17 protein-coding genes, 1 tRNA gene and 1 pseudogene are annotated in these 19,702 nt (G+C 62.0%); all 19 read right to left on the reverse strand.

Annotated elements, in window-relative coordinates; translation table 11 throughout:
* Nucleotide 1: 1 nt before the first annotated feature.
* Nucleotides 2-829, reverse strand: a complete 828-nt coding sequence (gene rplB, locus IV112_RS03940) for a 50S ribosomal protein L2 (RefSeq protein ID WP_304001127.1) — start codon at nt 827-829, stop codon at nt 2-4.
* Nucleotides 829-1,155: a 50S ribosomal protein L23 gene (gene rplW / locus IV112_RS03945; protein WP_020163428.1), complete on the reverse strand. Its 327-nt coding sequence runs from the start codon at nt 1,153-1,155 to the stop codon at nt 829-831. The genes rplB and rplW overlap by 1 nt, the downstream gene beginning before the upstream one ends.
* The gene (rplD, locus tag IV112_RS03950) at nt 1,152-1,775 is read right to left on the reverse strand and encodes a 50S ribosomal protein L4 (protein WP_304001128.1); all 624 of its coding nucleotides are present in this window, start codon (nt 1,773-1,775) and stop codon (nt 1,152-1,154) included. Before rplD ends, rplW begins: the two co-directional genes overlap by 4 nt.
* Before the next feature lie 10 nt (nt 1,776-1,785).
* Nucleotides 1,786-2,427: a 50S ribosomal protein L3 gene (gene rplC, locus IV112_RS03955; RefSeq protein WP_024300633.1), complete on the reverse strand. Its 642-nt coding sequence runs from the start codon at nt 2,425-2,427 to the stop codon at nt 1,786-1,788.
* Between the two features lie 104 nt (nt 2,428-2,531).
* Nucleotides 2,532-2,843 (reverse strand): 30S ribosomal protein S10, encoded by a 312-nt coding sequence (gene rpsJ / locus IV112_RS03960; RefSeq protein ID WP_018413334.1) that lies wholly within the window; start codon nt 2,841-2,843, stop codon nt 2,532-2,534.
* Between the two features lie 76 nt (nt 2,844-2,919).
* Complete coding sequence (gene tuf / locus IV112_RS03965; RefSeq protein ID WP_304001129.1) at nt 2,920-4,110, reverse strand: elongation factor Tu; 1,191 nt, start codon at nt 4,108-4,110, stop codon at nt 2,920-2,922.
* Nucleotides 4,111-4,133: 23 nt separating this feature from the next.
* Nucleotides 4,134-6,227, reverse strand: a complete 2,094-nt coding sequence (gene fusA, locus IV112_RS03970; RefSeq protein WP_304001130.1) for an elongation factor G — start codon at nt 6,225-6,227, stop codon at nt 4,134-4,136.
* A 65-nt stretch (nt 6,228-6,292) separates the two neighbouring features.
* Nucleotides 6,293-6,763, reverse strand: coding sequence for a 30S ribosomal protein S7 (gene rpsG, locus IV112_RS03975; RefSeq protein WP_019915266.1), 471 nt, complete (start codon nt 6,761-6,763; stop codon nt 6,293-6,295).
* A 25-nt stretch (nt 6,764-6,788) separates the two neighbouring features.
* Nucleotides 6,789-7,166, reverse strand: coding sequence for a 30S ribosomal protein S12 (rpsL, locus tag IV112_RS03980; RefSeq protein ID WP_008061703.1), 378 nt, complete (start codon nt 7,164-7,166; stop codon nt 6,789-6,791).
* A gap of 190 nt (nt 7,167-7,356) precedes the next feature.
* Nucleotides 7,357-11,559: a DNA-directed RNA polymerase subunit beta' gene (rpoC, locus tag IV112_RS03985; RefSeq protein ID WP_304001131.1), complete on the reverse strand. Its 4,203-nt coding sequence runs from the start codon at nt 11,557-11,559 to the stop codon at nt 7,357-7,359.
* Between the two features lie 57 nt (nt 11,560-11,616).
* Entirely contained in the window at nt 11,617-15,693 is a 4,077-nt protein-coding gene (gene rpoB, locus IV112_RS03990; RefSeq protein WP_304001132.1) for a DNA-directed RNA polymerase subunit beta, read from the reverse strand.
* Between the two features lie 322 nt (nt 15,694-16,015).
* Nucleotides 16,016-16,393, reverse strand: a complete 378-nt coding sequence (gene rplL, locus IV112_RS03995; protein ID WP_019915269.1) for a 50S ribosomal protein L7/L12 — start codon at nt 16,391-16,393, stop codon at nt 16,016-16,018.
* 79 nt (nt 16,394-16,472) lie between these two features.
* Nucleotides 16,473-17,003: a 50S ribosomal protein L10 gene (rplJ, locus tag IV112_RS04000; protein ID WP_019915271.1), complete on the reverse strand. Its 531-nt coding sequence runs from the start codon at nt 17,001-17,003 to the stop codon at nt 16,473-16,475.
* A 266-nt stretch (nt 17,004-17,269) separates the two neighbouring features.
* Nucleotides 17,270-17,962, reverse strand: a complete 693-nt coding sequence (gene rplA, locus IV112_RS04005; protein WP_304001133.1) for a 50S ribosomal protein L1 — start codon at nt 17,960-17,962, stop codon at nt 17,270-17,272.
* A 2-nt stretch (nt 17,963-17,964) separates the two neighbouring features.
* The gene (gene rplK / locus IV112_RS04010; RefSeq protein ID WP_018228072.1) at nt 17,965-18,396 is read right to left on the reverse strand and encodes a 50S ribosomal protein L11; all 432 of its coding nucleotides are present in this window, start codon (nt 18,394-18,396) and stop codon (nt 17,965-17,967) included.
* 152 nt (nt 18,397-18,548) lie between these two features.
* Complete coding sequence (gene nusG / locus IV112_RS04015) at nt 18,549-19,082, reverse strand: transcription termination/antitermination protein NusG (protein ID WP_019915273.1); 534 nt, start codon at nt 19,080-19,082, stop codon at nt 18,549-18,551.
* Entirely contained in the window at nt 19,079-19,432 is a 354-nt protein-coding gene (secE, locus tag IV112_RS04020; protein ID WP_304001134.1) for a preprotein translocase subunit SecE, read from the reverse strand. Before secE ends, nusG begins: the two co-directional genes overlap by 4 nt.
* A 57-nt stretch (nt 19,433-19,489) precedes the next feature.
* Nucleotides 19,490-19,565: transfer RNA gene (locus IV112_RS04025), tRNA-Trp, on the reverse strand.
* Nucleotides 19,566-19,610: 45 nt separating this feature from the next.
* A pseudogene (locus IV112_RS04030) lies at nt 19,611-19,702 on the reverse strand (elongation factor Tu); the annotation flags it as partial.

Here is a 19,702-nt window from a genome sequence, read left to right on the forward strand (position 1 = left end):
CTTATCGCTTGTAGCGGCGCTGCACGATCATGTTGCTCGTGCGCTTGTTGCTGCGGGTGCGGTAGCCCTTGGTCGGCTGACCCCACGGGCTGACGGGAACGCGGCCTTCACCGGTACGACCCTCACCACCACCGTGCGGGTGATCGATCGGGTTCATCACGGTACCGCGAACCGTCGGACGCACACCGCGCCAACGGGTTGCGCCGGCCTTGCCAAGCTTGCGCAGGTTGTTTTCTTCGTTGCCCACTTCGCCGATGGTCGCGCGGCACTCAACGTGCACACGACGGATTTCACCGGAACGCAGACGCAGTTGGGCGTAGGTGCCTTCGCGCGCCAGCAACTGAACTGACGTACCCGCAGCGCGCGCCAGCTGCGCGCCCTTGCCCGGCGTCATTTCGATGCAATGCACCGTCGAACCGACCGGAATGTTACGCAGCGGCAGAGCGTTGCCCGACTTGATCGGCGCTTCCGAACCACTGACCACCTGCTGACCGACCACCATGCCCTTCGGAGCAATGATGTAGCGGCGCTCGCCATCGGCGTAGCACAGCAGCGCGATATGCGCCGAACGGTTCGGGTCGTACTCGATGCGCTCGACCGTAGCGACGATGCCGTCCTTGTTGCGACGGAAATCGATCACGCGATACTGCTGACGGTGACCACCACCCTTGTGACGGGTCGTGATCCGGCCGTGATTGTTGCGACCCGAGGTCTTGTTCTGACTCTCGGTGAGCGAATCAACCGGACGGCCCTTGTACAGGGTCGGATTGACGACCTTGACGACGGCACGGCGGCCGGCCGAAGTCGGCTTGACTTTGACGAGTGCCATTAGACAGCCCCTCCTTCAGCGAACTCGATGTCCTGGCCCGGCTTGATACGCACAAAGGCCTTCTTCCAGTCGCTGCGACGGCCGAACGTGCGGCCAAAACGCTTGATCTTGCCTTTCACGTTCAGGACCTGAACCGACAGGACTTCGATCTTGTTGTCGCCCTTGCTGAACAGCAGTTCGACCGCAGCCTTGATCTCCGGCTTGGTAGCATCCGGCGCAACCTTGAACACGACCTGGTTGTTACGGTCGGCAATAAAGGTCGCCTTCTCGGAAATCTGCGGCGCGAGCAGAACCTGCATCAGCCTTTCCTGCGAAAAGTTGCTCATGCCCACATCTCCTCGAATTTGCTCATCGCGCTGCGCGTGACCAGCACCTTGCCGAAGCGGATGAGCGACACCGGATCCGTCTCGTGCGCTTCCAGGACCAGCACGTTGTGCAGGTTGCGCGAAGACAGGAACAGGTTCTCATCGAGTTCGTCGGTGATCACGAGCACCGAATCCAGACCCATGCCCTTGAGCTTGCTCGACAGCAGCTTGGTCTTCGGAGCCTCGACATTGAAACTCTCGACCACAGCGATGCGGTCTTCGCGAGCCAGCTGCGAGAGGATCGCGGCGATGCCGGCGCGATACATCTTGCGATTGACCTTCTGCGAGAAGTTCTCGTCGGGCGAGTTCGGGAAGATGCGACCGCCGCCACGCCACAGCGGGCTGGAGGACATACCGGCGCGTGCGCGACCGGTGCCCTTCTGACGCCACGGCTTGCGCGTGGTGTGCTTGACCAGCGTACGATCCTTCTGAGCGCGGGTACCCTGGCGAGCGTTGGCCTGATAGGCCACGACCACCTGATGAACCAGCGCTTCGTTGTATTCGCGGGCGAACAGCGCGTCCGGTGCCTGCACCGTCGCCGCCTGTTGACCGGCGTCGTTCAAAACCTTCAATTCAGCCATCGCGCTCTCCTCAGCCCTTGACCGCCGGCAGCACGACAACGTCGCCGCCCTTGGAACCCGGAATTGCGCCCTTGATGAGCAGCAGCTGACGGGCCTCGTCGATACGCACGACCTCCAGCCCCTGTTGGGTGCACTTGACGTCACCGAGGTGACCGGCCATGCGCTTGCCCGGGAAAACGCGACCCGGGTCCTGCGCCATACCGATCGAGCCCGGCGAGTTGTGTGAGATCGAGTTACCGTGCGACGCACGGTTGGACGAGAAGTTGTGGCGCTTGATGGCACCGGCAAAGCCCTTACCGATGGACGTACCCGTCACATCGACCTTCTGGCCTACCGAAAACACCGAGGCGGGGCTGATCACATCACCCGCCTTGAATTCGGCGAGCTTGCCAGCGTCCACACGGAATTCACGCAGCACCTCACCGGCCTCGACACCTGCCTTGGCGAAATGACCTGCGGCGGCTTTGTTCACGCGAGTAGCGCGACGCTTGCCGAAAGCGACCTGCACCGACGTGTAACCGTCGGTTTCTGCTGTCTTGATCTGGGTGACGCGATTGTTCGACACATCCACGACCGTCACCGGAACGGTTTGCCCGTCATCGGTGAAAATACGCGTCATGCCGACCTTGCGACCCACAAGGCCTAGAGTCATGTTTTTCTCCTCATCCCGGTTGCGATTGACCGGGATCCGTTTCAACTGCCACCGGAACATCCGATGACGCTTACCGGCAAAAAGAACGCCGGAAAAGACTGCACTTACTGAAGCTTGATCTCGACATCCACACCCGCCGGCAGATCGAGCTTCATCAATGCGTCGACGGTCTTGTCGGTCGGATCGATGATGTCCATCAGGCGAACATGGGTACGGATTTCGAACTGATCGCGCGAACTCTTGTTCACGTGCGGCGAACGCAGCACATTGAAACGCTCGATGCGGGTCGGCAGCGGCACGGGACCACGAACGACGGCACCGGTGCGCTTTGCGGTATCCACGATCTCAAGAGCCGACTGATCGATCAGGCGATAGTCGAATGCCTTGAGGCGGATACGGATCTTCTGGCTTTGCATTGGATTTTCCCAAAGAGCGAAAGAGCAAAGCCGGGTAGCACAAGCCACCCGGCGCAAAAGCTGACGATTGTACTAATTATTCGACGATCTTTGCAACCACGCCGGCGCCGACAGTACGGCCGCCTTCGCGGATCGCGAAGCGCAGACCTTCTTCCATCGCGATCGGGGCGATCAGCTTCACCGTGATCGACACGTTGTCACCCGGCATCACCATTTCGGTACCGGCCGGCAGTTCGATCGAGCCGGTCACATCCGTCGTACGGAAGTAGAACTGCGGGCGGTAGCCGTTGAAGAACGGCGTGTGACGACCGCCTTCTTCCTTCGACAGCACGTAGATCTCGGCCGTGAAATGCGTGTGCGGCTTGATCGAGCCCGGCTTGGCCAGAACCTGACCACGCTCCACGTCTTCACGCTTGGTGCCGCGCAGCAGCACGCCAACGTTGTCGCCCGCCTGACCCTGATCCAGCAGCTTGCGGAACATTTCAACGCCGGTGCAGGTGGTCTTCACCGTCGGCTTGATACCGACGATTTCGATTTCCTCACCGACCTTCACGATACCGCGCTCGATACGACCGGTCACCACGGTGCCGCGACCCGAGATCGAGAACACGTCTTCGATCGGCATCAGGAAGGCGCCATCCACTGCGCGCTCCGGCGTCGGGATGTAGCTGTCCAGCGCAGCGGCCAGCGCCATGATGGCACCTTCGCCCAGGTCGGTCTTGTCGCCTTCCAGCGCCTTCAGAGCCGAGCCCTTGACGATGGGCACGTCGTCGCCCGGGAAGTCGTACTTCGACAGCAGCTCGCGCACTTCCATTTCAACCAGCTCGAGCAGCTCGGCGTCGTCAACCATGTCGCACTTGTTCAGGAACACGATGATGTAAGGCACGCCCACTTGGCGCGCCAGCAGGATGTGCTCGCGGGTCTGGGGCATGGGGCCGTCAGCGGCCGAGCACACCAGCACGGCACCGTCCATCTGGGCGGCTCCGGTGATCATGTTCTTCACATAGTCGGCGTGGCCGGGGCAGTCCACGTGGGCGTAGTGGCGGTTGGCCGTCTCGTATTCCACGTGCGCGGTGTTGATCGTGATGCCGCGCGCCTTCTCTTCCGGCGCCGCGTCGATCTGGTCGTAGGCCTTGGCCGAACCGCCAAACTTGGCCGCCAGCACCGTCGTGATCGCCGCCGTCAGCGTCGTCTTGCCATGGTCAACGTGACCAATCGTGCCCACGTTCACGTGCGGCTTGGTGCGCTCAAACTTTCCCTTTGCCATTTCTAACCCCTAAATCCCAAAACTCACTTCTTGTTGATGATGGCGTCAGCGACGTTCTTGGGCGCTTCCGCGTAATGCTTGAATTCCATCGAGTAGGTTGCGCGACCTTGGCTCAGCGAGCGCAGCGTGGTCGAGTAACCGAACATCGACGCGAGCGGCACTTCAGCCTTGATTGCCTTGATACCACCCGGCAGGTCTTCCATGCCCTGGACGATGCCGCGACGACCGGACAGGTCACCCATGACGTTGCCCATGTAGTCCTCAGGCGTCTCTACCTCGACGGCCATCATCGGCTCGAGCAGAACCGGGCTGGCCTTGCGCATCGCATCCTTGAAGGCCATCGAAGCAGCCATCTTGAACGCGTTTTCGTTCGAGTCCACGTCGTGGTAGGAGCCATCAAACAGAGTGACCTTGACGTCCACCACCGGGAAGCCAGCCAGAACGCCGTTCGGCAGGGTCTCCTGCAGGCCGCGATCGACCGCCGGGATGAACTCGCGCGGCACGGTACCGCCCTTGATCGCATCGACGAACTGATAGCCCTTACCCGGCTCGTTCGGCTCAAGCTTGATCCAGACGTGGCCGTACTGACCGCGACCACCGGACTGCTTGACGAACTTGCCTTCCTGCTCAACCGACTTGCGCACGGCCTCGCGATAGGCCACCTGCGGCGCACCAACGTTTGCCTCGACACCGAACTCGCGCTTCATGCGATCAACGATGATTTCGAGGTGCAACTCACCCATGCCCGAAATGACGGTCTGACCGGATTCTTCGTCGGTACGCACGCGGAAGGACGGATCCTCCTGCGCCAGACGACCCAGCGCCAGGCCCATCTTTTCCTGGTCACCCTTGGTCTTCGGCTCGACGGCGACGTGAATCACCGGCTCCGGGAATTCCATGCGCTCGAGCGTGACTTCGGCATCGGGATCACACAACGTTTCACCAGTGGTCACCGACTGAAGGCCGATCGCAGCAGCGATGTCGCCCGCACGAACCTCTTCGATTTCCTGGCGATCGTTGGCGTGCATCTGCACCAGGCGGCCGATACGTTCCTTCTTGCCCTTGACCGGGTTGTACACCGTATCACCGGACTTCAGAACGCCCGAATAGACGCGAATGAAGGTGAGCTGACCGACGTACTTGTCCGACATCAGTTTGAACGCGAGTGCCGAGAACTTCTCGTCGTCAGCCGCTGCACGCTCAACCTGCTCGTCGTTTTCACCGATGCCCTTGACCGGCGGAATATCAACCGGGGACGGCAGGAAGTCGACGACGGCATCCAGCATGCGCTGCACACCCTTGTTCTTGAATGCGGTACCGCACAGCATCGGCTGGATCTCGCCAGCGATGGTGCGAGTGCGCAGACCCAGGATGATCTCAGCCTCGGAGAGCTCACCGCTCTCGAGGTACTTGTTCATCATCTCTTCGCTGGACTCGGCCGCCGCCTCGACCATCTTCTCACGCCACTCCTCACACGTGGATTGCAGCTCGGCAGGAATGTCCTCGTACGAGAACTTGATGCCCTGCGAAGCCTCATCCCACAGAATGGCCTTCATTTTGATGAGGTCAACGACACCCTTGAAGTTCTCTTCCGCGCCGATGGGCACAACCACCGGGACCGGATTCGCGCTCAGACGAGTCTTCAGCTGCTCGTACACCTTGAAGAAGTTGGCACCGGTACGGTCCATCTTGTTCACGAAGGCGAGACGCGGCACACCGTACTTGTTGGCCTGACGCCACACGGTTTCCGACTGCGGCTGAACGCCACCCACCGCGCAATAGACCATGCACGCACCGTCGAGCACGCGCATCGAGCGCTCGACTTCGATCGTGAAGTCGACGTGACCCGGGGTGTCGATGATGTTGATGCGGTGTTCGGGATAGTTGCCGCCCATGCCCTTCCAGAAGGTGGTCACGGCAGCGGAGGTGATCGTGATGCCACGCTCCTGCTCCTGTTCCATCCAGTCCGTCGTGGCGGCGCCATCATGCACCTCACCCAGCTTGTGGTTGACGCCGGTGTAGTAAAGAATCCGCTCGGTCGTCGTCGTCTTGCCGGCGTCGATGTGAGCGGAAATGCCGATGTTCCGGTAGCGCTCGATCGGTGTCTTGCGTGCCACGATACAGTCCTTTGAAACAAGAGGCCGCCACAAGTGGCGGCCAGTCAGTTAAGCGAAATTTGGAATCAGAAGCGGAAGTGCGAGAACGCCTTGTTGGCATCCGCCATCCGGTGAACTTCGTCTCGCTTCTTCATTGCAGCGCCGCGACCCTCAGCCGCTTCCAGCAGCTCGGCAGCCAGACGCAGCCCCATCGACTTCTCGGAACGCTTGCGCGCAGCCTCACGCAGCCAGCGCATCGACAGCGCCATGCGACGCGACGGACGCACCTCAACCGGGACCTGGTAGTTGGCACCACCAACACGGCGGCTCTTCACCTCAACCACCGGCTTGACGTTGTTGATCGCCTGGGAAAACACCTCGAGCGGATCCTTGCCACTCTTGGTCTTGATCTGGTCAAAGGCGCCATAGACGATACGCTCGGCAACAGACTTCTTGCCGGCAGACATCAGCACATTGACAAACTTGGAAAGCTCGACACTACCGAATTTCGGATCCGGCAGAATGTCCCGCTTGGGTACTTCGCGACGACGCGGCATTTTTTAACCCCTCAATCTCTTGCGATTACGCTTTCTTCGGACGCTTGGCGCCGTACTTCGAACGGGACTGCTTACGATCCTTCACACCCTGAAGATCGAGCGAGCCGCGGACGATGTGGTAGCGCACACCCGGCAGATCCTTCACACGGCCGCCGCGAATCAGCACAACCGAGTGCTCCTGCAGGTTGTGGCCTTCACCGCCGATGTAGGAAATGACCTCGAAGCCGTTGGTCAGACGCACCTTGGCGACCTTACGCAGCGCCGAGTTCGGCTTCTTCGGGGTCGTGGTGTACACGCGGGTGCAGACGCCGCGCTTTTGCGGGCAGGCTTCGAGAGCCGGCACCTTGGATTTGCTTACCGGCGACGTGCGCGGCTTGCGTACAAGCTGATTGATGGTTGGCATTTTTTCGAGATTCCAAAAGACCGGAGGCGACGCCTATCCAGTGGCCCGCCTCCGCGACTCGTTCGCCTTGAGCCCGCTACGGTTGGCGGACCCACAAAGAGGCCGGATTATAGGCACATAAAAACAACAGGGTCAACCCCGCGGCATTGTCCAAATACCGCGGGGTTGTGCTCTCTACTGCGTAAGACGATTACTGCGCTTCACCCGCATCGGCGTCCGCCGTCACGGGGTCATCACCGAACAGCACGCGATCGGCTGCCGCGGCGTCGTCGCCGACAGCCTGGGCACGACGGGTGCGGTGGTAGGCCAGACCCGTACCGGCCGGGATCAGGCGACCGACGATGACGTTTTCCTTCAGGCCGCGCAGTTCGTCGCGCTTGCCCATGATGGCCGCCTCGGTCAGCACGCGCGTCGTTTCCTGGAAGGACGCCGCGGAGATGAACGAGTCGGTCGACAGCGAGGCCTTGGTAATACCCAGCAGCATGTACTGGTATTCGGCCGGACGCTTGCCCTCGGCGACCAGACGATCGTTCTCGTCGAGCACCTCGGAACGTTCGACCTGTTCCTCGCGGATGAACTTCGAATCGCCGGAATCGACGATGACCACGCGACGCAGCATCTGGCGGACGATCACCTCGATGTGCTTGTCGTTGATCTTCACGCCCTGCAGACGGTACACGTCCTGCACTTCGTCGATGATGTAGCGCGCCAGTTCCTCGACACCCTTCAGACGCAGGATGTCGTGCGGCTCGACTGCGCCGTCGACGATCACCTCGCCCTTGTTCACCACCTGGCCGTCGTGCACCGTGACGTGCTTGTCCTTCGGGATCAGGAACTCGTTCACCGTGCCATCCGGCTCGGTGATCACCAGACGCTGCTTGCCCTTGGTGTCCTTGCCGAACGACACCGTACCGGTGACTTCGGCCAGCAGGCCTGCGTCCTTCGGCGAACGGGCCTCGAACAGCTCGGCCACGCGCGGCAGACCACCGGTAATGTCGCGAGTCTTCGCGGACTCCTGCGGGATGCGCGCCAGCACGTCACCAACGCTGACCGCCTGACCGTCCTTCACGGTGATGATGCAACCCACCTGGAAGGTGATCGACACGGCCGTATCGGTACCGGCGATCTTCACTTCGTCGCCCGACTCGGTCAGCAGCTTCACCTGCGGGCGCAGGCCCTTGGTGCTGGTGCTGCGACGCTTCGGATCGATAACCACCAGCGTCGTCAGGCCGGTCACGTCATCGACCTGCTTCGCCACGGTCACGCCTTCCTCGACGTGTTCGAAGCGCACGATGCCCGAGTACTCGGTAATGATGGGGCGGGTATGCGGATCCCAGGTCGCCAGGCCGGTACCGGCCTTGATGGTCTGACCTTCATCGACCTGCAGCGTCGCACCGTACGGCACCTTGTGGCGCTCGCGCTCACGCCCGTGATCATCGGTGATGATGATTTCGGCACTGCGCGCGATGACGATCTTCTCGTTCTTCGCACTGGTGACGTAGCGCATGTTCTGCGTGAAGCGGATGACACCCGCGCTCTTTGCCTCCACACCGCTGGCGGCGGCAGCTCGCGAAGCCGCACCACCGACGTGGAAGGTACGCATGGTCAGCTGCGTGCCCGGCTCACCAATCGACTGAGCGGCGATCACGCCTACCGCCTCGCCGGCGTTCACGATCTGGCCGCGACCGAGGTCGCGACCGTAGCACTGGGCGCACAGGCCGTAGCGCGTTTCGCAGGTCAGCGGCGTACGCACCTTCACCTCATCGACGCCGAGCGAATCCATCAGATCGCAACGGTCTTCGTCGATCAGTTCACCGGCGTAGATCACCGTTTCCTGCGTCTCCGGATTGACGACGTCGGCAGCCGTCACGCGGCCGAGCACCCGCTCGCGCAGCGGCTCGATCACTTCACCGCCCTCGACCAGCGCCTTCATGACGAAGCCTTCGGCCGTGCCGCAATCGTCTTCGGTGACCACCAGATCCTGCGTCACATCGACCAGACGACGGGTCAGGTAACCGGAGTTCGCGGTCTTCAGCGCCGTATCGGCCAGACCCTTACGGGCGCCGTGGGTCGAGATGAAGTACTGCAGAACGTTCAGACCTTCACGGAAGTTCGTCGTGATCGGCGTTTCGATGATGGAGCCGTCCGGCTTCGCCATCAGGCCCCGCATACCGGCAAGCTGACGGATCTGGGCGGCGGAACCGCGGGCACCGGAGTCGGCCATCATGTAGATGGAGTTGAACGACTCCTGCTTCACCGTGTTGCCGTTGCGATCGACCGTATCTTCCTGACCGAGCTGGTCCATCATCGCCTTTGCGACCTGGTCACCGGCGCGGCCCCAGATGTCCACCACCTTGTTGTAGCGCTCGCCGTCGGTCACCAGACCCGAGGTGTACTGCTGGGCGATTTCCTTCACCTCCGCTTCGGCAGCGCTGATGATGGTGTGCTTGGCGTCCGGCACCAGCATGTCCTTCACCGCGATCGAAATGCCGGCGCGGGTCGCGAGACCGAAACCGGCCTGCATCAGCTTGTCGGCAAAGATGACGGTTTCGCGCAGGCCGCAGCGACGGAAGCTGTGGTTTACCAGCTTCGAGATTTCCTTCTTCTTCAGCGGCTTGTCGAGCACCGAGAACGGCAGGCCCGGCGGCAGGATTTCTGCCAGCATGGCGCGACCGACCGTGGTGTCGTAGCGCGTGATCTTCTCGCGCTTCTCACCGTCGACGACTTCGACTTCGCGGATGCGCACCGCCACCTTCGAGTGCAGTTCGACGAAGCCGTTCTCGTAGGCGCGGCGCATTTCGTTCACGTTCGCGAACATCATGCCTTCGCCCTTGCCATTGATCTTGGCGCGGGTGGCGTAGTACAGACCGAGCACGATGTCCTGCGACGGCACGATGATCGGCTCGCCGTTGGCGGGCGACAGCACGTTGTTCGACGCCAGCATCAGCGTGCGCGCTTCCATCTGCGCTTCCAGCGACAGCGGCACGTGGACGGCCATCTGGTCACCGTCGAAGTCGGCGTTGAACGCCACGCAGACCAGCGGGTGCAGCTGAATGGCCTTGCCTTCGATCAGCGTCGGCTCGAACGCCTGGATGCCGAGACGGTGCAGCGTCGGCGCGCGGTTCAGCATGACCGGATGTTCGCGGATCACCTCTTCCAGGATGTCCCACACCTCCGGCACTTCCTGCTCGACCAGCTTCTTGGCGGCCTTGATGGTGGTCGCCATGCCGTTCAGTTCGAGCTTGTTGAAGATGAAGGGCTTGAACAGCTCGAGCGCCATCTTCTTCGGCAGGCCGCACTGATGCAGCTTGAGCTGCGGACCGACCACGATGACCGAACGGCCGGAGTAGTCGACGCGCTTGCCCAGCAGGTTCTGACGGAAACGGCCGCCCTTGCCCTTGATCATGTCGGCCAGCGACTTCAGCGGGCGCTTGTTGGCACCGGTCATCGCCTTGCCGCGACGACCGTTGTCGAGCAGCGAATCCACCGCCTCCTGCAGCATGCGCTTTTCGTTGCGCACGATGATTTCAGGCGCCTTCAGTTCCAACAGGCGCTTCAGGCGGTTGTTGCGGTTGATGACGCGGCGGTACAGGTCGTTCAGATCGGAGGTCGCGAAACGACCGCCGTCCAGTGGCACCAGCGGACGCAGGTCCGGCGGCAGCACGGGCAGCACTTCCAGAATCATCCACTCGGGCTTGATGCCGGAATGCTGGAAGCCTTCCAGAATCTTCAGACGCTTGGAAATCTTCTTCATCTTCGCTTCTGAGCTGGTGGCTTCCAGCTCGCCGCGAAGCTTCTCGACTTCACGGTTCAGGTCGAGCGAACGCAGCATGCCGCGCACGCCTTCCGCACCCATGAACGCGGTGAAGTCGTCGCCGTACTCCTCGACCTTGGCCAGATAGTCGTCTTCCGACAGCAGCTGGCCGCGGTTCAGCGGCGTCATGCCCGGATCGACGACGACATAGCCTTCGAAGTACAGCACGCGCTCGATGTCGCGCAGCGTCATGTCGAGCACCATGCCCAGACGCGACGGCAGCGACTTCAGGAACCAGATGTGCGCGGTCGGGCTGGCCAGCTCGATGTGGCCCATGCGCTCGCGACGCACCTTGGACAGCGTGACTTCAACGCCGCACTTCTCGCAGATGACGCCGCGATGCTTCAGACGCTTGTACTTGCCGCACAGACACTCGTAATCCTTGACCGGGCCGAAGATCTTGGCGCAGAACAGACCGTCCCGCTCCGGCTTGAAGGTGCGGTAGTTGATCGTTTCCGGCTTCTTGACTTCGCCGTAGGACCAGGAACGGATCTTGTCCGGCGACGCGAGACCGATGGTGATCGCGTCGAACTCTTCTTCCTGCGTGACCTGCTTGAAAAGATCCAGCAATGCTTTCATGGCAACTCCTTTGGGGCTAGTGGCTAGGGGCTAGGCGGAACGCTTTCGCGCCCAGTCCTAGAACCGCTCCAAATCAATGTCGATGGCCAGGGATCGGATTTCCTTCACCAGCACGTTGAACGACTCCGGCATGCCGGCATCGATCTTGTGCTCGCCCTTGACGATGTTTTCGTAGACCTTGGTACGGCCGGTCACGTCATCGGACTTCACGGTGAGCATTTCCTGCAGCGTGTAGGAAGCGCCATACGCTTCCAGCGCCCACACTTCCATTTCACCGAAACGCTGACCACCGAACTGCGCCTTGCCGCCCAGCGGCTGCTGCGTGACGAGCGAGTACGGGCCGGTCGAACGGGCGTGCATCTTGTCGTCGACCAGGTGATGCAGCTTCAGCACGTGCATGTAGCCCACGGTGACCTGGCGTTCGAAGGCCTCGCCGGTGCGGCCGTCGTACAGCGTCATCTGGCCGCCAGCCGGCATGTCGGCCAGTTCCAGCATGCGGCGGATCTCACCTTCGTGCGCACCGTCGAACACCGGCGTCGCGAACGGCACGCCGTGCTTCAGGTTGCTCGCCAGTTCCAGCACTTCGCCGTCGTTCAGCGAGGCGATATCTTCACTGGTGCCGCTGCGGTTGTAGATCTCGTCGAGGAAGGCGCGCAGTTCGGCCATATTGGCCTGACGGCGCAGCATCGCGTCGATCTTCTTGCCCAGGCCGCGAGCAGCCATGCCAAGGTGGGTTTCCAGGATCTGACCGATGTTCATCCGCGACGGCACGCCCAGCGGGTTCAGCACGATATCGACCGAGGTGCCGTCTTCCATGTAGGGCATGTCTTCGATCGGCGTGATCTTCGACACCACACCCTTGTTGCCGTGGCGGCCGGCCATCTTGTCGCCCGGCTGCAGACGACGCTTCACCGCCAGATAGACCTTGACCATCTTCTGCACACCCGGCGGCAGCTCGTCGCCCTGGGTGAGCTTCTTCTTCTTCAGCTCGAAGGCGAGGTCGAAGTCGGTGCGGGTCTTCTCCAGCGATTCGCGCAGGCTTTCCAGCTGGCCAGCGATGTCCTCTTCGGCCATGCGGATGTCGAACCAGCTGTGCGGCTCGACGCCGTCCAGGTACTCGCGCGTGATGGTCGCGCCCTTGGCCAAGCGCTTCGGGCCGCCGTTGGCCACGCGGCCGATCAGCAGACGCTCGATACGGGCGAAGGTGTCGCGTTCGACGATGCGCATCTGGTCGCCCAGATCCTGGCGATAGCCGCGCAGCATGTCGTCAATGATGGACTGCGCGCGCTTGTCGCGCTCGATGCCTTCGCGGGTGAACACCTGCACGTCGATCACCGTGCCGTTCATGCCCGAGGGCACGCGCAGCGAGGTGTCCTTCACGTCCGAAGCCTTCTCGCCGAAGATGGCGCGCAACAGCTTCTCTTCCGGCGTCAGCTGGGTTTCGCCCTTCGGCGTCACCTTGCCGACCAGCACGTCGCCGGCTTCGACTTCGGCGCCGATGTACACGATGCCGGACTCGTCCAGACGGCCGAGCTGTGCTTCGCCGAGCGACGCGATATCGCGCGTGATTTCCTCGGGGCCCAGCTTGGTGTCGCGGGCGACCACGGTCAGCTCTTCGATGTGGACCGACGTGAAACGGTCTTCAGCGACGACGCGCTCCGACAGCAGGATCGAATCCTCGAAGTTGTAGCCGTTCCACGGCATGAACGCGACCAGCATGTTCTGGCCGAGGGCCAGTTCGCCGAGATCGGTCGAGGCGCCGTCGGCCACCACGTCGCCCTTGGCGATGATGTCGCCGATCTTCACGACCGGACGCTGGTTGATGTTGGTGTTCTGGTTGGAACGGGTGTACTTGACCAGGTTGTAGATGTCGACGCCGACTTCACCCGGGACGGTTTCCTCGTCATTGACGCGGACCACGACACGGCTTGCATCGACGTAGTCGACCACACCGCCGCGCAGCGCCTGTACCGCGGTACCCGAGTCGACAGCCACGGTGCGCTCGATGCCGGTACCGACGAAGGCCTTCTCCGGACGCAGGCAGGGCACCGCCTGACGCTGCATGTTGGCGCCCATCAGTGCGCGGTTTGCATCATCGTGTTCGAGGAACGGAATCAGCGACGCTGCGACCGACACGATCTGGCCCGGCGCAATGTCCATGTACTGGACCTGATCCGGCGTCGACAGCATGAATTCGCCCTTGTGGCGGCAGGACACCAGCTCGTCGCTCAGGCCACCCTCGCTGTCCAGCGAGGCGTTCGCCTGCGCGATCACGTACTTGCCTTCCTCGATCGCGGACAGGAAGTCGATCTGGTCCGTCACACGGCCCGCATCGACGCGGCGATACGGCGTTTCCAGGAAGCCGTACTTGTTGGTACGGGCATACAGCGCGAGCGAGTTGATCAGGCCGATGTTCGGACCTTCAGGCGTTTCGATCGGGCACACGCGACCATAGTGAGTCGGGTGCACGTCGCGCACTTCGAAGCCTGCGCGCTCGCGCGTCAGACCGCCCGGACCCAGAGCGGACACACGACGCTTGTGCGTGATCTCCGACAGCGGGTTGGTCTGGTCCATGAACTGCGACAGCTGGCTGGAACCGAAGAACTCCTTGATCGCGGCCGAAATCGGCTTGGCGTTGATCAGGTCATGCGGCATCAGGTTGTCCGACTCGGCCTGCGACAGGCGTTCCTTCACCGCACGCTCGACACGCACCAGACCGGCGCGGAACTGGTTCTCGGCCAGTTCGCCGACCGAACGCACGCGGCGGTTGCCGAGGTGGTCGATATCGTCGATCTCGCCCTTGCCGTTGCGCAGATCCACCAGGATCCTGATCACGTCGACGATGTCTTCGTTCGACAGCGTCGGCGCACCTTCGATGGCGTCACGACCGACACGGCGGTTGAACTTCATGCGGCCGACAGCCGACAGATCGTAGCGCTCTTCCGAGTAGAACAGGCCGTGGAACAGCGTTTCCACCGCATCTTCGGTGGGCGGCTCGCCCGGACGCATCATGCGGTAGATGGCCACGCGGGCCGACCACTGATCGGCGGTCTCATCGGTACGCAGGGTCTGCGAGATGTAGGGGCCGCGGTCCAGATCGTTGGTGTACAGCGTGCTGATCTCGCCGACGCCGGCGGCCGACATCTTGGCCAGCAGGTCTTCGGTGATTTCGTCGTTCGCGTTGGCGAGGATCTCGCCGCTGTCCTGATCGACGACGGCGGTCGCGATCACGCGGCCGACCAGGAAGTCTTCCGGCACGGCGATGGATTCGGTGCCCGATTCGGCCAGTTCACGGATGTGCTTGGCGGTGATGCGCTTGTCCTTGGCGACCACGACCTTACCCGACGCATCGACGATGTCGAACTTGGCGATTTCGCCGCGCAGACGTTCCGGCACCAGCTTCATCTGAATGCCGCTCTTCGACGCCAGGTTGAAGCTGTCGAAGTCGAAGAAGGTTTCGAGGATCTGTTCCGGCATCATGCCGATGGCCTTCAGCAGAATGGTCACCGGCATCTTGCGGCGACGGTCCACGCGGAAGTACAGGTAGTCCTTCGGGTCGAATTCGAAGTCGAGCCAGGAGCCGCGATACGGGATGATGCGGGCGGAGAACAGCAGCTTGCCCGAACTGTGCGTCTTGCCGCGGTCGTGCTCGAAGAACACGCCGGGCGAACGGTGCAACTGGCTGACGATGACACGCTCGGTGCCATTGATGACGAAGGAGCCGGTGGTCGTCATGAGCGGAATTTCGCCCATGTACACTTCCTGCTCCTTCACTTCCTTGATCGTTTCCTTCGGCGCTTCGCGGTCCATGATGACCAGACGGACGCGCGCGCGCAGCGGGCTGGCAAAGGTCAGACCGCGCTGATGACATTCCTTCACATCGAAGGCCGGTTCGCCCAGCATGTAATGGACGAACTCGAGACGGGCATTGCCGGAGTGCGAGCTGATCGGGAAGATCGACGTGAATGCGGCCTGCAGGCCCTGATTGCGACGATGCTCGAGCGGCACGTCGGTCTGCAGGAACTGCGTGTAGGACTCCAGCTGGGTCGCCAGCAGGAAGGGCACGTCGAGCACCGCATCGCGCTTGGCAAAACTTTTGCGGATGCGTTTCTTCTCGGTGTAGGTATAGGCCATGAAATCTCCGGACAAAGAGTGCGATGGCCGGGGAAAACGGAGCGTGCGCCACCCGGCGCGCGACCCGTGTTTCACCACGGAATGCAATCAGGACAGCGTCACCGGCGGTTGGCCTCTACCAACCCCTGGGCTGACAGCGAAAGCGCGGGTTGAACACCCGAGGCGGGACTTTCGCTCGACCGACGACGGTCTTCCGTGATCGCTTCGGAAGACAAGGAAAAGGCGGTTTAGTGCCGCGTTTTCCTGGTATTCCGAACATGCTGCATAAACGACAACGGGAGCGCGTGCCGCAAAGCACGCGCTCCCGCCAACCAGAGTCGAATTACTTCAGTTCGACCTTGGCGCCGGCTTCTTCCAGCTGCTTCTTCAGGGCTTCAGCGTCAGCCTTGGAGATGCCTTCCTTGACGGGCTTCGGAGCGCCATCAACCAGGTCCTTGGCTTCCTTCAGGCCCAGGCCGGTCACTGCGCGCACGACCTTGATGACTTCAACCTTCTTCTCGCCGGCAGCGGCCAGAACGACGGTGAATTCGGTCTTCTCTTCAGCAGCCGGGGCAGCGGCGCCGGCAGCCGGGGCGGCAACGGCCACAGCGGCAGCAGCCGACACGCCGAACTTCTCTTCCATGTCCTTGATGAGCTGCGACAGCTCGAGAACGGTCATGGCGGAGATGGCTTCCAGAATCTGGTCTTTGCTAACGGACATTTCAAAACTCCTGTTTCAAGCGCGGTGCATCAACATGCAGTCGCGCGGATGATTGCTTGATCTGAATTGAGGCCTGAACTTAAGCGGACTGCTTTTCGCGTTCGTCGCGCAGGGCTGCAACGGTACGGACAAACTTGCCCGGAACTTCGTTGAGCGTCTGAACGAACTTGGCGATCGGCGCCTGCATCGTGCCCAGAAGGGTGGCCAGCAGTTCTTCGCGGCTCGGCATGGAGGCCAGCGCCTTGACGCCAGCGGCGTCCATGACGTAATTGGCCAGCGCGCCACCGCGAATCACCAGCTTGTCGTTGCCCTTGGCGAAATCCTGAATGACCTTCGCGGCCGAAACCGGATCGGCCGACATGCCGTAAAGCAGCGGACCGGTCATTTCATTCGCCAACCCCTCGAACGGGGTACCCGCAACAGCGCGACGAGCCAGCGTGTTCTTCAGAACACGCAGGTAGACGCCCTGCGCACGGGCCTGGGCACGCAAACGCGTGACATCGCCCACTTCCAGACCTTTGTTCTCGGCGATCACGATTACTTGCGCGCCCGCAACTGCAGCGGATACGCCGGCAACCACTTCCTTCTTCTGATCGAGATTGAGTGCCAAGGTCTACTCCCATGATTACAGTCGTCCGGATCGCATCACTGCTCACCGGATCAACCACGTGCGGCGACCGTATTCAGGAGAAGAAACTGTCCGTGAGGACACCATCCATCCTGTGTCGGGTAACGCCATCTGCGCAGGCGGCACTTGCGCACCATTAGACCCTTGCGGGCACCTGCGGTCTTTGACAACCCGCCGCGCCATGCTGGCCGCGACGGCCCAAAGTCCTGTTGTCATGCGCCCGGCGAACCAGGCGCGAATTCAATTCCTTACTGCACCGTCGCCTGATCGACGCGGATGCCGACGCCCATGGTGGTCGTCACCGACACCTTGCGCAGGTAGACACCCTTGGCGGCTGCCGGACGCGCCTTGTTCAGCGCTTCGATCAGAGCCTTGATGTTGGTCGTCAGCTGTTCCGGCGTGAAGGAGGCGCGACCGACCGTGCACTGGACGATGCCACCCTTGTCGGTGCGGTACTGCACCTGACCGGCCTTGGCGTTCTTGACCGCGGTGGTCACGTCCATCGTCACGGTGCCGACCTTCGGGTTCGGCATCAGGCCACGCGGACCAAGGATCTGGCCCAGCGCGCCGACGACGCGCATTGCGTCCGGCGTGGCGATGGCCACGTCGAAGTTCAGATTGCCTTCCTTGACCTGGGCGGCCAGATCGTCGAAACCGACGACATCGGCGCCAGCGGCCTTGGCTTCCTCGGCCTTGGCGCCCTGGGCGAACACGGCGACGCGCACGCTCTTGCCGGTGCCAGCAGGCAACACGACCGAGCCGCGGACCAGCTGGTCCGACTTCTTCGCATCGATACCCAGATTCACGGCCAGATCGACCGACTCGTCGAACTTGGCGTTGGCGGTTTCCTTGACCAGCGCCAGCGCGTCGGCCAGCGGGTATGCGCGGTTGCGATCAACCTTGGCGCGCAGCGCCTGAACGCGCTTCGAGAGCTTTGCCATGATTACAGGCCCTCCACCGTGATGCCCATGCTGCGGGCGGAACCAGCGATCGTGCGCACAGCGGCATCCAGATCGGCAGCGGTCAGATCCTTGTTCTTCACCTTCGCGATCTCTTCGAGCTGGGCGCGGGTGACCTTGCCGACCTTGTCGGTGTGCGGCTTCGGCGAGCCCTTGGTGATGCCGGCAGCCTTCTTGATCAGGATGGTCGCCGGGGGCGACTTCATCACGAAAGTGAAGGACTTGTCCGCGTAGGCGGTGATCACCACCGGGATCGGCAGACCCGGTTCCATACCCTGGGTCTGCGCGTTGAACGCCTTGCAGAACTCCATGATGTTCAGACCGCGCTGACCCAGCGCGGGACCGATCGGGGGCGACGGGTTCGCCTTGCCGGCCGGCACTTGCAGCTTCACGTAGCCGACGATTTTCTTCGCCATGATGACTCCATTTGCGAGTGATAGCGTGGCGGACACTCAGGCCCGGCCACTCCTCATCCGGCGCGTGAGCGCCGGAAACAATCACGCGGCAGACCCGAAAGGCCCTGCCGCGCACCGTGGCGGCGCCTTGCGGCACCGCCTTGAACTTCAGGTCAGACCTTCTCGACCTGCGAAAACTCGAGCTCGACCGGCGTCGCACGACCAAAGATGGTCACCGACACGTGCAGACGGCTCTTTTCGTAATTGACGCTTTCCACCGAGCCATTGAAGTCGGTGAAAGGACCTTCCTTGACGCGCACCAGCTCGCCCACCTCGAACAGCACCTTGGGACGGGGCTTCTCCACCCCTTCCTGCATCTGCTGCATGATCTTGTCGACTTCCTTGTCGGAAATCGGCGTCGGCTTGTTGGCCGAGCCGCCAACAAAGCCGGTCACTTTCGGCGTGCTCTTGACCAGGTGCCAGCTGTCCTCGTCCATCTCCATCTCGACGAGCACATAGCCAGGAAAGAACTTGCGCTCGGACACGGCCTTCTGGCCGCCGCGCATTTCGATCACTTCCTCGACCGGCACGAGAATCTGGCCGAACTTGTCCTGCATGCCCGAACGCGCAACACGCTCGGTCAGCGCGCGCTGAACCGACTTCTCGAAGCCGGAATAGGCGTGCACAACGTACCAACGTTTGCTCATGATTTCTTCCAGCCCAGGATCAGGTCGTACAACACCCACTCGAGACTCTTGTCGGTCAACCACAGGAACAGCGCCATCACGACCACGAAGCCGAACACGATGGCGGTGGTCTGCAGCGTTTCCTTGCGGCTGGGCCAGGCAACCTTCTTGGCCTCGGCCACCGACTCGTTGGCAAAAACGATGAAGCGCCGCCCCGGCTCGGTGAACCACGCCACCGCGACACCAGCACCCAGACCCGCGAGCACGGACAGCACCCGCACAGCCATGATCTGGTCGGCAAAAACATAAAAGCCGGCCACACCCGCAATCAACAGGGCGATGGCCAGCGCAAGCTTCAACTGGTCAGTCATGAGCATCCGGAAGTGCGCACGCACTCCGCAAAATTTTGTCCGGCTTGGCCACCGGAGTGGCAGGGGCAGAGGGAATCGAACCCCCAACCTTCGGTTTTGGAGACCGACGCTCTGCCAATTGAGCTATGCCCCTGCAAAACGCGAACCGGGCCGCACGCGCGACCCGGAGTACAACTCTTTACTCGACGATCTTTGCAACCACGCCGGCGCCGACGGTACGGCCGCCTTCGCGGATCGCGAAGCGCAGACCTTCTTCCATCGCGATCGGGG

Origin of the sequence: Methyloversatilis discipulorum, assembly GCF_018780585.1 — a bacterium.
Taxonomy (GTDB): Bacteria; Pseudomonadota; Gammaproteobacteria; order Burkholderiales; family Rhodocyclaceae; genus Methyloversatilis; species Methyloversatilis discipulorum_B.